The 13,970-nt window shown below is 48.1% G+C and carries 10 protein-coding genes; 4 read left to right on the top strand and 6 right to left on the bottom strand.

Annotated features, from left to right (window positions below; all coding sequences use genetic code 11):
- Positions 1 to 5 precede the first annotated feature (5 nt).
- The 6 genes from panB to sfsA form a co-directional block, all read right to left on the bottom strand.
- Positions 6 to 800, bottom strand: coding sequence for a 3-methyl-2-oxobutanoate hydroxymethyltransferase (gene panB / locus AC1HDP_RS10515; RefSeq protein ID WP_479638722.1), 795 nt, complete (start codon positions 798 to 800; stop codon positions 6 to 8).
- A gap of 74 nt (positions 801 to 874) precedes the next feature.
- Positions 875 to 1,354 carry a 2-amino-4-hydroxy-6-hydroxymethyldihydropteridine diphosphokinase gene (folK, locus tag AC1HDP_RS10510; RefSeq protein WP_479638721.1) on the bottom strand — a complete coding sequence of 160 codons (480 nt, stop codon included), beginning with the start codon at positions 1,352 to 1,354 and terminating at the stop codon, positions 875 to 877.
- Positions 1,351 to 2,718, bottom strand: a complete 1,368-nt coding sequence (pcnB, locus tag AC1HDP_RS10505; RefSeq protein WP_479638720.1) for a polynucleotide adenylyltransferase PcnB — start codon at positions 2,716 to 2,718, stop codon at positions 1,351 to 1,353. The genes folK and pcnB overlap by 4 nt, the downstream gene beginning before the upstream one ends.
- A 146-nt stretch (positions 2,719 to 2,864) precedes the next feature.
- A complete protein-coding gene (gluQRS, locus tag AC1HDP_RS10500) occupies positions 2,865 to 3,731 on the bottom strand; it encodes a tRNA glutamyl-Q(34) synthetase GluQRS (protein ID WP_479638719.1) in 867 nt (288 codons plus the stop codon).
- A 47-nt stretch (positions 3,732 to 3,778) separates the two neighbouring features.
- Positions 3,779 to 4,222, bottom strand: a complete 444-nt coding sequence (gene dksA, locus AC1HDP_RS10495; protein WP_140933675.1) for an RNA polymerase-binding protein DksA — start codon at positions 4,220 to 4,222, stop codon at positions 3,779 to 3,781.
- 170 nt (positions 4,223 to 4,392) lie between these two features.
- Positions 4,393 to 5,097 carry a DNA/RNA nuclease SfsA gene (gene sfsA / locus AC1HDP_RS10490; protein ID WP_479638718.1) on the bottom strand — a complete coding sequence of 235 codons (705 nt, stop codon included), beginning with the start codon at positions 5,095 to 5,097 and terminating at the stop codon, positions 4,393 to 4,395.
- 103 nt (positions 5,098 to 5,200) lie between these two features.
- On the opposite strand from sfsA, the gene pepB reads away from it, so the two are divergent.
- From pepB to mrcB, 4 genes are all read left to right on the top strand, one after another.
- A complete protein-coding gene (pepB, locus tag AC1HDP_RS10485; RefSeq protein ID WP_479638717.1) occupies positions 5,201 to 6,490 on the top strand; it encodes an aminopeptidase PepB in 1,290 nt (429 codons plus the stop codon).
- Positions 6,491 to 6,683: 193 nt separating this feature from the next.
- Positions 6,684 to 8,879 (top strand): putative bifunctional diguanylate cyclase/phosphodiesterase, encoded by a 2,196-nt coding sequence (locus AC1HDP_RS10480; RefSeq protein ID WP_479638716.1) that lies wholly within the window; start codon positions 6,684 to 6,686, stop codon positions 8,877 to 8,879.
- 46 nt (positions 8,880 to 8,925) lie between these two features.
- Positions 8,926 to 11,466, top strand: coding sequence for an ATP-dependent helicase HrpB (hrpB, locus tag AC1HDP_RS10475; protein ID WP_479638715.1), 2,541 nt, complete (start codon positions 8,926 to 8,928; stop codon positions 11,464 to 11,466).
- Positions 11,467 to 11,627: 161 nt separating this feature from the next.
- Positions 11,628 to 13,958 (top strand): penicillin-binding protein 1B, encoded by a 2,331-nt coding sequence (gene mrcB / locus AC1HDP_RS10470; protein ID WP_479638714.1) that lies wholly within the window; start codon positions 11,628 to 11,630, stop codon positions 13,956 to 13,958.
- Positions 13,959 to 13,970: the final 12 nt, after the last annotated feature.

Raw genomic sequence — 13,970 nt, 5'->3', positions numbered from 1 at the left:
CTGCCTTAATTAAAGGTATGCTCTTCACTAGGAAAGGTGCCAGCGGTTACTTCGTCAATATAGCTTCGAACCGCAGCGCGAATATCGCCACTTTGTTGTAAGTAGTTTTTAGAAAAACGCGGAATATAACCGCTAGAAATGCCTAACACATCATGCATCACTAAGATTTGACCGTCAGTGTCTTTGCCTGCGCCTATGCCGATAACCGGAATGCTGAGGGCTTCAGTGATTTGCTTGGCAAGTTTGGCGGGAATACATTCGAGCACTAACAATTGCGCGCCAGCAGCTTGCAGCGCTTTGGCTTCACGCAATATGCGCTGACTATTATTCTCATCACGTCCTTGGACTTTAAAGCCGCCAAACACATGCACAGATTGAGGCGTTAAGCCAAGATGACCACACACAGGAATACCGCGCTCAGTGAGGCTGGTTACCGATGGCAATAACCACTCACCGCCTTCAACCTTAACCATGTTGGCACCCGCTTGCATCAGCAAGGCGGCATTGTGCATGGTTTGCTCGGTTGTGGCATAACTCATGAAAGGCATGTCGGCAATCAGCAATGCACGCTGGGCACCGCGGGCGGCGCAGCGGGTGTGATAGGCAATATCAGCCACTGTCACAGGTAAAGTGTCGCTGTGTCCTTGCAGCACCATACCTAATGAATCACCGACCAATAATACATCGACGCCTTCGGCATCAAAGGCAGCGGCAAAGCTCGCATCATAGGCGGTCAGGGCCGTGAATTTGCGGCCTTCTTGCTTAAATTTTTGCAGACTGGAGCTGGTGACTTTTGACATTGTTGTCGATTTCCCTATGTTGGCACACTCAGTTTGGTTGTTATAAGCGATTGCCAACGCAAGGGCAATCTTAGTCAGTCGAGTTTTTCGAGTTGTGATTGATATTGAGGAGTGAGCAATGAGGCTAAGCTCACGCCGTTTGGCAAGATGAGTTCAGGGGCTAATTCAAATAATGGGACTAGCACAAAGCTGCGCTGATGCATGCCGTAATGGGGTATGGTAAGACGCTCACTGGCCATAGTGAGTTGACCATAGAGCAAGATATCTAAATCTAAGGTACGCGGCCCCCAACGCTCTAAGCGTTGACGACCTTGCTGTAATTCAATGTGTTGCAGCGCATCAAGCAAGGCAAGAGGCGCAAGACTCGTGTCAAAGCTTGCGACCGTATTGATATAGTCAGGCTGCACTACATCGCCCATAGGCTTAGAGCGATACAGACTTGCCACGGCAAAACTGCCCGGCGCGGCTATTTGCTGTAAAGCTAAGCACGCGTCGGCTAATTGTTGCTGTGGCTCATCAAGATTAGCGCCTAGGGCGATATAGACTCGATTCACTCGCTATCGGCCTTAGGTTTTCTTGGCTTTTTGCGACGCTTAGTATTGCGACTACGACTATTGCCACCTTCGCGATTACCGCCTTTAGCCAGTTGTAATCTTTGCTCTTCATCGCTATCGACAAATTCTTGCCACCAAGTGGCTGTCTTAGCCACTTGACCGCCTTCGGCGGCGCCGCGCAGTAACAATAAGTCATAAGCTGCGCGGAACTTTGGATTTTCCATCAGCTTAAACGCGCGAGTATTCAAGCTGCGTTCAAAGCGTAACTGCATTTGCCAAATGTCTCTGGCTGGCGCAGTAAAGCGGCGTGGAATGCTAATAGTGCGGCACTGATCTTCAATAATGTCGCCCATGGCGGCAAAGTAAGCATCGTACTTAGGCAAACCACTTTCTAAGGCAATATCATCACCGCGCTGGGCTAATGGATACCAAAGCAAGGCGGCATAGAAGAAGGCCGGAGTCACACTCTTTTCTTCTTGTATGCGAGTATCGGTATTAGCCATCACTAACTCAACCATCTTGCAGGCTGGACCTTTCGGATATTCTTTCAGCAGCTTATCTAAGGCTGGGAATAACGGCGTGAATAAGCCGTATTCTTGCATCATTAAATAAGTGGCTTTCGCTTGGCCAGAGAAGAAGAGTTTTAATACTTCTTCATACATGCGCGCGGCAGGAATATCGCCGAGTAAATGCGCCAATTCAGGAATTGGGTCGGCCGCAGGCTTGTCGATAGTCATAGACAATTTAGTGGCAAAACGCACGGCTCTTAGCATACGCACTGGATCTTCACGGTAGCGCTTTTGCGGATCGCCAATCAGTTTCAGCTGACCGCGTTCAAGATCGTCAATACCGCCACCATAGCTATGGATGGAGTAATCGGCGATATTGTAATACAGGGCATTCACAGTAAAGTCGCGGCGCTCAGCATCTTCATCGATATTGCCATAGACGTTATCTCTTAGCAGTCTGCCAGTAGCATTGGCTTTCGAGGTTTTGTCATCGCCATCTTCATGGTGACCACGAAAGGTCGCCACTTCAATCACATCGCGACCGAAGACTATGTGCGCCAGACGAAAACGGCGGCCAACTAAACGACAATTACGAAAGAGTTTTTTGATTTCCTCAGGCGTCGCATTGGTCACAACGTCAAAATCTTTAGGGGCTAATCCCAGCAGAATGTCACGCACGCCGCCGCCAACTAGATAGGCCTGATAGCCAGATCTATTTAAGCGATACAACACCTTAAGAGCATTCTCACTGATTTGTTTGCGAGAAATAGTATGGCCATCGCGAGACACGATTTGCTTGCTTAGGCCTGCAGGCGCTGATGCCAACACTGAAGTCGGCTGGGCTGGTTCTGTCATTGTCACCTTGGAAGGTGCAAATAGCTGTTTACAGAATTGACTAATACGGCGAAAAATGGGACACCTCGTCACTGTCTGGGTAAAGGGTAAGATCAGGCGCTATGATATAACATCTGACAAGATTTGAGTATATTCACGCACTCTGACTAACGCAGGAGAATTTCCTTTTGCTTAGGAATCGCCTCAAGATCAAATTGAGCCACAGCTTCTGCTAGCATATCGCCTATATTACCAGTCATTGTCACTGGAGTTTGACCTAAAAACGCTAATGCTGCACTGAATGCGGCATGGGGATGCTGTTTATCCACTGGAGTGGCATGATTTTGCTTGGAAAGCTTACTGCCAGGTTGCTGGCAAGCTAAGGGTAAATGAAGCCAGTCAGGCGCTTTGGCATCTAATGCTTGGTATAAACTGATTTGCCGCACTGTGGCTTCAAGTAAATCGGCGCCGCGTACAACTTCTGTAATGCCTGCAGTAATATCATCCATCACTACGGCTAACTGATAGGCGTACAAGCCGTCACTGCGACGAATAATAAAATCTTCTTGAGCAAAAGCATGATCGGTAGCCACATGTCCTTGCAGTTGGTCATTAAACTGCTGACAACCTTGGTCATTGTGCCATCGAATAGCGCCATGCTGCTTAGGTTGACTCTGGCAGCGGCCATCATAGATGCCGCCCATGGTACGAATTTGCTGGCGGCTGCATTGGCAGTAATAGGCATGACCTTGTGCTAACCAAGTATCGATTTGGGCTTGATAGTTAGCTAAACATTGGCTTTGGTAAACCACTGCGCCATCCCAATGCAAGCCAAAGGCTTCTAAGGTTCGCAGTATGTCATCAGCGGCGCCGGGTACTTCACGCGGAGGGTCAATATCTTCAATGCGCACTAACCATTTGCCACCTAAATGACGGGCACGCAAATAACTGCCTAGGGCAGCGACTAAAGAACCAAAATGTAAGGCACCAGAAGGAGAGGGCGCGAATCGGCCATGATAATGAATATTTTTCACAGTTCAATATTTTACGGGAGCTTAAGCTCCCGTAAATGAGGACAGAATTAACCAGCCATTTGCTTTTCTTTGATTTCAGCTAGCGTCTTACAGTCGATACATTGATCGGCCGTTGGACGAGCTTCTAGACGACGAATTCCGATTTCGATACCGCAGGTATCACAGAAACCAAAATCATCTTCTTCAATTTTTTGAAGTGTCTTTTCAATCTTTTTGATCAGCTTACGCTCACGATCGCGGGCACGTAACTCTAAGCTAAACTCTTCTTCTTGAGCTGCTCGGTCAACGGGATCGGGGAAGTTTGCGGCTTCATCCTGCATATGGTTCAGAGTACGGTCCACTTCTTCGCGCAGCTGATTACGCCAAGCTTCGAGGATCTTCCTGAAATGGCCCAGTTGAGCAGAGTTCATGTACTCTTCACCAGGTTTTTCCTGGTAGGGTTCTACACCTGCGATAGCGAGAACGCCGAGTTTTTTAGTGCCTTCAGGCATAACGCATCTCCTGTAATCTTTTGCGTCGTGGGGCGTCGGTATTTTAACGGCCGCTATCTATATCAGAATCTTTACACGGAGGCAATTTTTTTACATTCACTTGTATCAATTATTTGACTATGTCCTTTAATTCAAGGAATTTCAAATTTTATCACAAAAAAGGTGACTGATTAATTTTCAAATCGACACTTATGGCTAAGAGTGATTTCCGTGGCGGAAATATTGACATTATAAGCAATGACCTCAACCCCCATGGCAATGGCTTGGCGCAGCAGTTGACAGTAAAGCGGGTCAATATGTTCTGCGGCGCGCATTTGGCTAATACCTGTGTGCTGAATAACAAACAGTAACACGGCTCTATGACCTAATAGTGTCATGGCCATTAATTCGCGCAGATGCTTTTGGCCGCGCGTAGTGACAGCATCGGGAAAGTATCCCCATTCTTGTTCTAATAAAGTGCAGCTTTTAACTTCAATGTAGCAATCGGCTTTATCTGGGCTGGTTAGCAGTAAATCAATGCGGCTATTTTCATCCCCATATTTCACTTCGCGCTGGCAGCGGCTGTAGCCACTTAGTTCACTAATCACGCCTTTCTGTATCGCTTCTTCTGCTAACGCATTGGCGCGGGTAGTATTTAAGCCAATTAAGTGGCCTTGAGGCGTGGTCATGACTTCAAAGGTGCCAGGGTATTTACGCTTGGGATTATCTGATAACGAATACCACAGCACTTCATTTTCAAATAGGCAGTTTTTCATTGAGCCAGTATTGGGGCAATGAATTGTGATTTCACTGCCGTCATCGAGTTTGACGTCAGTTAAAAAGCGTTTGTAGCGTTTAATCAGGCGGCCTGATTGCAATGGCGGAGAAAAATGCATAGGGGATAATTATCAATAAAAGATGTCTGCTAGGGTAGGTGGCATTAGCACTGCGAGCAAGTTAGAGTACCAGACAATCATAAGCAACAACGAAGGATATGTTATGCAAGTAGTTACCATGCAGGTTAGTTTAAGTCGCGATCCCGTGCCGTCTTCTTGGGGGAAGGCCGATGTGATTTTTGGCGCCGATGCTAAAACGCCCACAGCCACCATACATCTAGCGAGCGGTGATGAACTGCGCCAAATTCAAAAAGTGGCGCGAAAACTGCGCACTTTAGGGATAAATCAAGTGGCCTTAGCGGGCGTTTGGTCACTCGAGCAGCAATGGCGTTTTGGCCAAGGCTATTATTGCGCTAAAAATGATTATGAACTGACATGGACGGGTTCAGATAACGACATTAGTGAACTTAAACTGCGCGCGGCTTGCACTGGTTTTGCGCGGCAGCTGGTTAATGAAACCCCTGAGAATCTCTCGCCGTTAGTATTAGCGCAAAGCGCGGCTAACTGGCTTACTGAGTTAGCCCCCAAGCAAGTGACTTATCGCATTATTGAAGGCGAGGCTTTATTAGAGCATGGCTGGATTGGGATTCACGCCGTTGGCCGTGGCAGTGTTAGATCGCCCGCTTTGCTTGAGCTAGATTACAATCCGCTGGCTGAAGATGCCCCAGTTGCTGTGGCGCTTGTGGGTAAAGGCATTACCTTTGATTCTGGCGGTTACAGCATCAAGCCATCAGAAGGCATGCTGACCATGAAGTGCGACATGGGCGGCGCGGCGACTGTGACTGCGGCCTTAGGTCTTGCCATTAGCCGCGGTTTGAAGCAAAGAGTTAAGTTGTACTTATGCTGCGCCGAGAATTTAATCAGCGGCGGCGCCTATAAGCTTGGCGATATTCTTACCTATAAAAATGGTGTAAGTGTAGAAGTCGTTAATACCGACGCTGAAGGCCGTTTAGTGTTGGCCGATGGTTTACAAGCGGCCTGTGAGTCCGGCGCTAAATTAGTGATAGATGCCGCTACGTTAACCGGCGCAGCTGTAATGGCACTTGGTCGCAGCTATAACGCTATCTTTTCACCGCACACTGAATTACTTAGTCTGACACAACAAAAAGCCGCGCAAGTGGATGAGCAAGTGTGGCCCTTGCCATTAGCCCCTTGGCATAAGGACATGTGTCCATCAGCCTACGCTGATACCGCTAATAGCCGGCCAATAAAAGGTGGCGGTGCGGGCGGCGCTTCTAATGCCGCGGGCTTCTTGTGGCGTTTTGTCTCTCCAGATTGCCAGTGGTTACATATGGATTTGGCTGCGGCCTTTGAAGATTCAGCGACGTCACTTAATTCTGCGGGCGCTACCGCCCATGGCGTGTTGACAGTGGCCGAGCTACTTAAGCAATAGGCGCAGTTATACACCCAAGGCGAAGTATTCGCCTTGAGTAATATTGAGCGAGACAATGTGGCTTGCAAGCCACATTTGCAGCTTAAACATGCCATAGCTAAATGATTATTTCCCCTATTCAATCCAAGGTTAAAAGTGCACATACATTTTTAAAGACTATGCTTATCCAAAAGGACTTTTATAGATATTGTTCATGGAAAGTATGCAAGGACAGCTATTACAGCAGGTGCTGAAAGACATTTTTAGTCACAGCCCCAGCGCGACACTCCAGCAAAATGTCGACAAGGCATTGCAAGCCATTACCGAGCAATTAGATTGCGATGGGGTGTTTGTGCTTGGTTTGCCTAATCAAAATGGCCTGCATAGATTACGCCCTCATCATTTATACACTAAACACTCAGAAGGTATGCTGGGCCGTGATTGGCCATTGGCTCGATTAAATTATTTTAGAGAACTGATTCGCGCTGGCGAACAAGTATTAATCCCTGATGTTAATCTCTTGCCGGCACTGGCCCGCCAAGAAAAGATGCTGCTTAAAAAGTGGCAAGTACAATCCTTATTAGTCTTATCTCCCATCAGTTTTGGTAGTACTAAGCTGGCATTGGGCGCTGTGAGTCGCAAGGCGCGGCCATGGTCTGACAGTTTCATTCAAGAACTTAATCATACCCAGACCTTGATATCGTCTGCCTTAGAGTTGACGCGCATTGCCAATGCCCTGCTAGCCAGCGAACATAAATACCAGATGCTATTTAATCAGTTACCGCTGGCGTGCGCTGTGGTTGATAACCAAAATCGCTTGTCTTTACTTAACCAAGTGGCGCGCCACAGCCTAGGCGTCTTTGAGGGGCAAGACTTAACCAGCTTGCTGCCTGATGATGATAAAGCGGTATTAACTGAAGCTATTAACATGGTGCGCGATGGTATCTTGCATCAGTCTTGGTGTGAGGTGGCGTTCAAAATCAATAAGACCAATCACACCTCACTGCGCCAAAGTTGGCAGCGCTTGAATTTCAGCCGCATGCAAAGCTCGCCAGATTCTATCGTGCTGTTAGCCGAAGATATTAGTGAGCAACATAGGTTGGCGGCTGAGTTATCGTTTCAGGCCAATTATGATGCCTTAACTGGTTTACCTAATCGTTGTTACTTTGAAACTTCCTTAGGGCAAGTGATGCGTGAAGAGGTTTCAGCTCCCGCTTGCGTGGCTTTTTTGGATTTAGATCAATTCCAAGTAGTGAATAATATCAGTGGCCATATGGCAGGAGATAAGCTCTTGTGTCAGGTGGCGATGCGCCTTAAACAACTGATTCGCCGCGGCGACATACTTGCCCGTATTGGTGGTGATGAGTTTGCTATTTTAATGCACCAAGCCAATAGCGAGTCAGCAAGTTTAATCGCGTCACGCATTTGTCAGCAGATCTCAAGCCATGAGTTTAGCTGGCAAGGGCGGCAGCATAGCGTCAGCATTAGCATTGGGTTGGCGAAAATTGATCGCACTGATCCCGATATTTACCAAGTGATGAGCCATGCGGATGCCGCTTGTAGCCTAGCTAAAGAGTTAGGCCGCAATGGTTGGCATTTTTATGATAATCACGACCCCAGAATGAATAAGCTTCACAATGAAATGCTGGCGAGTACCGATATTTTATCCGCATTAAATCGGGATAATTTTGAGTTGTTTTTTCAGCCAATTATCCCGTTGCAAGGCTTAGAAGCCGGCCTGCATTTAGAAATATTACTGCGTTTATCGGCGGCCGATGGCAAGGTGCTATCTCCTGATACGTTTTTACCTGCAGCCGAGCGCTATAACTTGGCGGCTAAGGTTGATACTTGGGTGGTTGATCACTTGTTGCAATGGGCTGAAAACAATAGCCAGATTTGGGACGGATTAAGTATGGTGTCGGTGAACTTGTCCGCCACCTCCTTAGGGGATAGAGGCTTTTTACAATGGCTGGAATTAAAGCTGCAATCTTGCCCGCAGTACGCCTCTAAGCTCTGTTTTGAAATCACAGAAACTGCGGCCGTGAGTCAGTTAGAGCTTGCCAGCGACTTTATTCTTATGGTGCGCCAGTATGGTTGTAAGTTAGCGCTTGATGATTTTGGCGCTGGCTTTTCAAGTTTTGCTTATCTTAAACGCTGGGATTTAGATGTAGTCAAAATCGATGGGCAGTTTGTAAAACACCTTTGCAGCAGTAAAGATGATCAAGCGATTGTGCGCGCCATACGTCAACTTGGCCAAGACATGCATTTTCTAACCATAGGTGAATTTGTGGAAGATCAAAATATCAGTAACCTGTTGACTGAAATTGGCGTGGATTATGGCCAAGGTTATCATTTTGCTAAACCTATGCCGCTAAGCTCACTCATCAACCCTAAGCAAGCCTATGGCTAATCGCCAATAGCGCGTAGCATTCGCCGCGTAGCATCTGCGCCTGAGAATGAGTACACTGAGGCCAATCTCAGTTAAAAAAGTCGCGATTTTGTCACATCTTCCTATTTATGATCTTTTGCCTGCTCTGCGCAAGGCGCTTAACGAATCCACTCAAGTTATTCTAGAAGCCTCGACTGGCGCGGGTAAGTCCACAGCCTTGCCTTTGGCTATGTTGGATTGGCCTGAAATTATTGGCCGGATCATAATGTTGGAACCAAGGCGAGTAGCGGCGCGATCGATAGCCCATTTTATTGCCAAGCAGCGTAAGCAAAGCGTTGGCGATGAGGTCGGTTTTAGGGTGCGTGGTGAAACTAAAGTGGGTCGCAACACTCGTTTGGAAATTGTGACTGAAGGCGTGCTAACCCGCATGATCCAAGCCGATCCCGAGTTAACTGGGGTTGATGTGGTGATTTTCGATGAAATCCATGAACGTCATCTTACGACCGATCTCTCCCTCGCATTAGCCTTAGAAGTGCAGGCCAGTGTGCGCGAAGATCTACGAATTTTGGCGATGTCAGCCACCTTATCAGGTTTACCCTTAAATGAGCTGATGCCAGATGCGCCCCATATACAATCCCAAGGGCGCAGTTATCCCGTTTCTATTAGTTATCAAGCGCCTAAAACCGCTGCCGATTGGCTGACCCATATGGGGCGCACTATCACTGAGCTACTTAGCGCGCCGCCTCTGGCGGGTAACTTGTTGGCATTTTTGCCAGGTAAAGGTGAAATCAATAAGTTACAACAGTACCTTAACGATCGCTTAGATAGCCGCCAATTTTTAGTTACGCCTTTATATGGCGCCATGTCATCGGCTGCCCAAGATTTAGCGTTGGCTGAAGATAGCCAAGGGCGAGTAAAAGTGGTGCTAGCTACCAATGTCGCCGAATCGAGTTTGACTATCCCAGGCGTCACTATGGTGGTTGATAGCGGCTGGCATAGGCAAGCCAGTTACCAGCCGCGATCTGGGGTTAATTTATTGCGACTTAACCGCATTAGTCAGGCGTCTGCCGTGCAGCGCAGTGGCCGCGCCGGTCGAACCGCCGCCGGTTGGTGCGTGCGTTTATGGCCCGCTGAAACTTTTGATCGCCAAGCACTTGCTGAAGATCCCAGTATTTTGCATGCCGATCTCACCGCTATGGCGCTGGACGCCAGTCTCTGGGGCGTGCATCAATTAACTGATTTGCCTTTATTAACGCCGCCGCCAAGCGTGCATGAAGCGCAGGCGTGGCAGTTACTGCAAGACTTAACCTTAGTGGATAGCCAGCGCAAACTCACCCCCTTAGGGCGACAAGCCCACAGTTTAGGCTGCGATCCAAGGCTTGCGCACATGCTGCTGGCATCAGTAACGCTTGCGCAATCGCAGCCGCATTTGCCGGCCTTAGCTTGCTTGCTGGCAAGTATTATTGAGGCGCGCGGCTTACCTAATAAAGGCGCAGATATTTTTGATTATTTAGGCGTAGCGCAATCAGGGCCATTATTGCAGCAAGCACGCCAGTGGCTAACTAAGCTTGGCGTTGGTGGTGATTTTGCCAAGGCGGCCTTGGCCACGCATCCTTCTGATATCGGTTTATTACTGGCTTTAGCCTTTCCCGATCGCATTGCTAAACGCCGCTCTAGTGATGGTTTTTTACTGGCCAATGGCACTGGAGTGACAGTGGACTGCGCCGCGCTGTCGCAGCAAGCTTGGTTAGTGGTGGCTGATTTTCAGTTGCATCAAGGCCAAGCGGCGGGGCGGGTATATTTAGCGAGCCCTTTAGATCTAGCCCATTTTGATGATGCGCTCGCGCATTTAGTGACGCGCCATTCAATGCTAGGTTTTGATGATAATACTCAGAGGGTTAGCGGTAAAAATGAGTGGCGCATCGGCCAAGTGTTATGGCGCGAGCAAGCCTTAACCACCTTTGATCCCGCTATGGTGCAACAAGCCTTGTTGCAGCAAATTGCCCGTAAGGGGTTGAATCTTTTAACCATCACCGATGATGTGAAGCAGTTGCAACTGCGCCTTGCGATTGCGCGCCAAAAGGATACTAATCATTCTTGGCCAGATTTTAGTGATAGCGCCTTAATGGCAAGTCTTGATACTTGGCTCGCTCCTTATCTGATTAATATCAATAGTGTGGCGCAGCTCGCTAAGCTTGATGTGTTAGCTATGTTGCACAGCGCTCTGCCTTGGCCGCTGCTTAATAACCTAGATAACTATTTACCTGTGTCATGGAAAATGGCGACCGGCAGCCGCGCGCCCATACGTTATGATGATGCGGGGCGCGCCTTATTAAGCGTGCGTTTGCAAGAAGCCTTAGGGTTAGCCGCTAGCCCTAAAGTGGCTAATGGTGAACTCACTGTGACTATGGAATTACTCTCTCCAGCAAGACGGCCTTTAGCCTTAACTCAAGATCTTGCTAGTTTTTGGGCAGGGCCTTATGTGGAAGTTAAAAAAGAAATGAAGGGGCGCTATCCCAAGCATTTATGGCCAGATAACCCCCAAGACAGTGAGCCTACTAAACACACCAAAAAGCGCAGCCAAGAGCTAGCGGCCAAAAAGAGTTAGTGACAATTTAGCTACAGCCTTGTGATGGGCGGAGCCTATCTCAAGGCCAAGAGAGCTTAACTATCAAGTTACTGGATGTTCTGGGATAATCGCCTTTAACGCCATGGTTCAGTGGCCTTGCGACTTAAGCCATTGCCATATCAGTGTAAAAGACAGGATTTATGACAGTTAAAAAAAATACCTCAGAAAAACCAAGCCCTAAAGCGCGTAAGCCTAGGGCCAAGTCAGCCCGTCAGTCTCCTACTATGATGAAGCGCTTATGGTCTATTAGTTGGAAATTGGCTTTAGTAGTGACCACAGTCGTGGCTAGCTATTGCATTTATTTAGATCAAATCATCGCCAGCAAGTTTGAAGGGCAGAAGTGGTATTTACCGGCGCAAATCTTTAGTCGGCCAATGAGCCTATATCCTGGCGCCGCCATTAGTCATCAACAAGTGCTGCAAGAATTAGCTGTGCTTGGGTATCGCAAGGTGGCCAATCCCAGAGAAGTGGGTGAGTATTCTGCCTCTGCGACCCGTATTCAGTTATGGCGTCGCCCGTTCTTGCATCCCGACGGTAAGCAGCCCGAGCAGCAAGTAATGTTAACCTTTGATAGCCAAGGGGTGACTAGTGTGGCGCGCATGTCTGATAAACGCGAGCTAGCGGTGTTTTATTTAGAGCCAGTGCTGCTAGATAGAATTATTGCATCGGATGCAGAAGACCGAATTTTTGTACCAACGGCCGAGATGCCTAAGTACATAGTTGAGTCATTATTGCTGGTGGAAGATAGAAGTTTTTACGATCATCACGGCATTAACCCCATAGCTATTTTACGCGCGGCGTTAGTTAACGTTAGCGCCGGTCGAACTGTGCAAGGCGGCTCGACTATTACTCAGCAGTTAGCTAAAAACTTCTTTTTAAGCAGTGAGCGCTCCCTTGAGCGTAAAATTCGTGAAGCCTTGATGGCAGTGATCATAGATTTTCGTTACAGCAAGCAAGAGATCTTAGAAGCTTACTTAAACGAAGTGTATATGGGTCAAGATAAGTCGCGATCTGTGCATGGTATCGGCTTAGCATCGCAGTTTTATTTCGGCAGACCGGTGGCTGAACTGACCTTGGCTCAGCAAGCATTTTTGATCGCTAGCATTAAAGGGCCGTCTTATTACAATCCGTGGCGATCGCCAGCGCGCGCGTTAGAGCGGCGCGATCTGGTGCTTAAGTTATTGATGGAAAATAATAAAATTTCTGTTAATGAATACACTGTGGCCGTTGAATCGCCATTAGGAGTTCGCAAAGAATCTAAACCTGTGCGCGCGCGTTTACCGGCGTTTTTTGCCCAAGTAAAACGGGAACTTACCAGCCGTTATGGTGACGCTTTACTTAAGCAATCAGGTATTAAGGTGTACACCACTTTAGATCCTATTGCCCAGCAAGCGGCAGAAAAGGCGGTATCGCACACCTTAAAACAGTTAGATAAGCGCGCCAAAGATATCCAAGCTGGCATGGTAGTGACAGATAAATACAGCGCTGGTATCGCGGCCATGGTGGGTGATAGACAACCTGAGTTTGCAGGGTTTGATCGCGCCTCGGATATTCGCCGCCCGATAGGATCTTTAGTTAAACCTTTTGTGTATGCCACTGCGCTTGAGCAAGGGCAGCGTTATAACTTAATGTCACCCCTTAAAGATCAGCCGATTACCTTAAACAATGGACAAGGCAAAAGTTGGTCGCCGCAAAACGTGACTAAAACCTTTAGTGGTGAAGTAAGCCTAATGCAGGCATTGGTGCAATCTATGAACGTACCAACTGTGAATTTGGGCATGGCACTTGGGGTGGATGCGGTTAAACACACGTTAATGCGCTCTGGCTGGAATGGCCCCGTCAGCAACTATCCATCGATTTTCCTTGGCGCCGTTGATGGCTCGCCGTTAATGGTAGCGCAGGTGTATCAGACCTTAGCCGATGGCGGGCGTTATCGACAATTGCATGCAGTGACTCATGTTATCAATAAGCAAAATGAGGCCATTGAAGGCAGCAGCTTAGCGTCAGCAAGTGCAATTCCTCAAGGCGCCGATTACTTAGTGAAATATGCTATGACGCAAGTTGTCGCTAATGGCACGGCTAAACGTTTAGGTCAGCAATTTCCAAATGCCACCATAGCCGGTAAAACTGGGACCAGTAATGATGGCCGTGATGCGTGGTTCGCAGGCTTTGATGAGCGCAATGTCGCCGCTATTTGGGTGGGGCTTGATGATAACGGCAAGACCAATCTTTATGGTAGCAGTGGCGCCATGGCGGTTTATCAGGCATATTTACAAGCCCATGCGCCTATAAGTTTACGGATGCAACCGCCGCAAGGGGTGATTAACGCTTACTTTAATCGCAAGAGCGGCGTGGCTATGCAAGCGGGCTGCGCTAATGTGTCAGCTGTGCCAGCTTTACTTGATAGTTACCAGCCTGCGGCCAATTGCGGCGAGCCACTTAATTGGTGGCAGAACCTGATAGGCGGCTAACACTGTAAACCG

This window comes from Shewanella sp. ISS20 (assembly GCF_056522965.1).
Note: the sequence above shows the minus strand (reverse complement) of the source record. Positions and strands in the feature narration are given on the sequence as shown.

What these genes read in the sequence shown, in the direction of transcription:
- panB (WP_479638722.1), bottom strand. Translation starts at nt 800, where the DNA reads ATGTCAAAAGTCACCAGCTCCAGTCTGCAAAAATTTAAGCAAGAAGGC.
- pcnB (WP_479638720.1), bottom strand. Translation starts at nt 2,718, where the DNA reads ATGACAGAACCAGCCCAGCCGACTTCAGTGTTGGCATCAGCGCCTGCA.
- dksA (WP_140933675.1), bottom strand. Translation starts at nt 4,222, where the DNA reads ATGCCTGAAGGCACTAAAAAACTCGGCGTTCTCGCTATCGCAGGTGTA.
- sfsA (WP_479638718.1), bottom strand. Translation starts at nt 5,097, where the DNA reads ATGCATTTTTCTCCGCCATTGCAATCAGGCCGCCTGATTAAACGCTAC.
- pepB (WP_479638717.1), top strand. Translation starts at nt 5,201, where the DNA reads ATGCAAGTAGTTACCATGCAGGTTAGTTTAAGTCGCGATCCCGTGCCG.
- AC1HDP_RS10480 (WP_479638716.1), top strand. Translation starts at nt 6,684, where the DNA reads ATGGAAAGTATGCAAGGACAGCTATTACAGCAGGTGCTGAAAGACATT.
- hrpB (WP_479638715.1), top strand. Translation starts at nt 8,926, where the DNA reads ATGAGTACACTGAGGCCAATCTCAGTTAAAAAAGTCGCGATTTTGTCA.
- mrcB (WP_479638714.1), top strand. Translation starts at nt 11,628, where the DNA reads ATGACAGTTAAAAAAAATACCTCAGAAAAACCAAGCCCTAAAGCGCGT.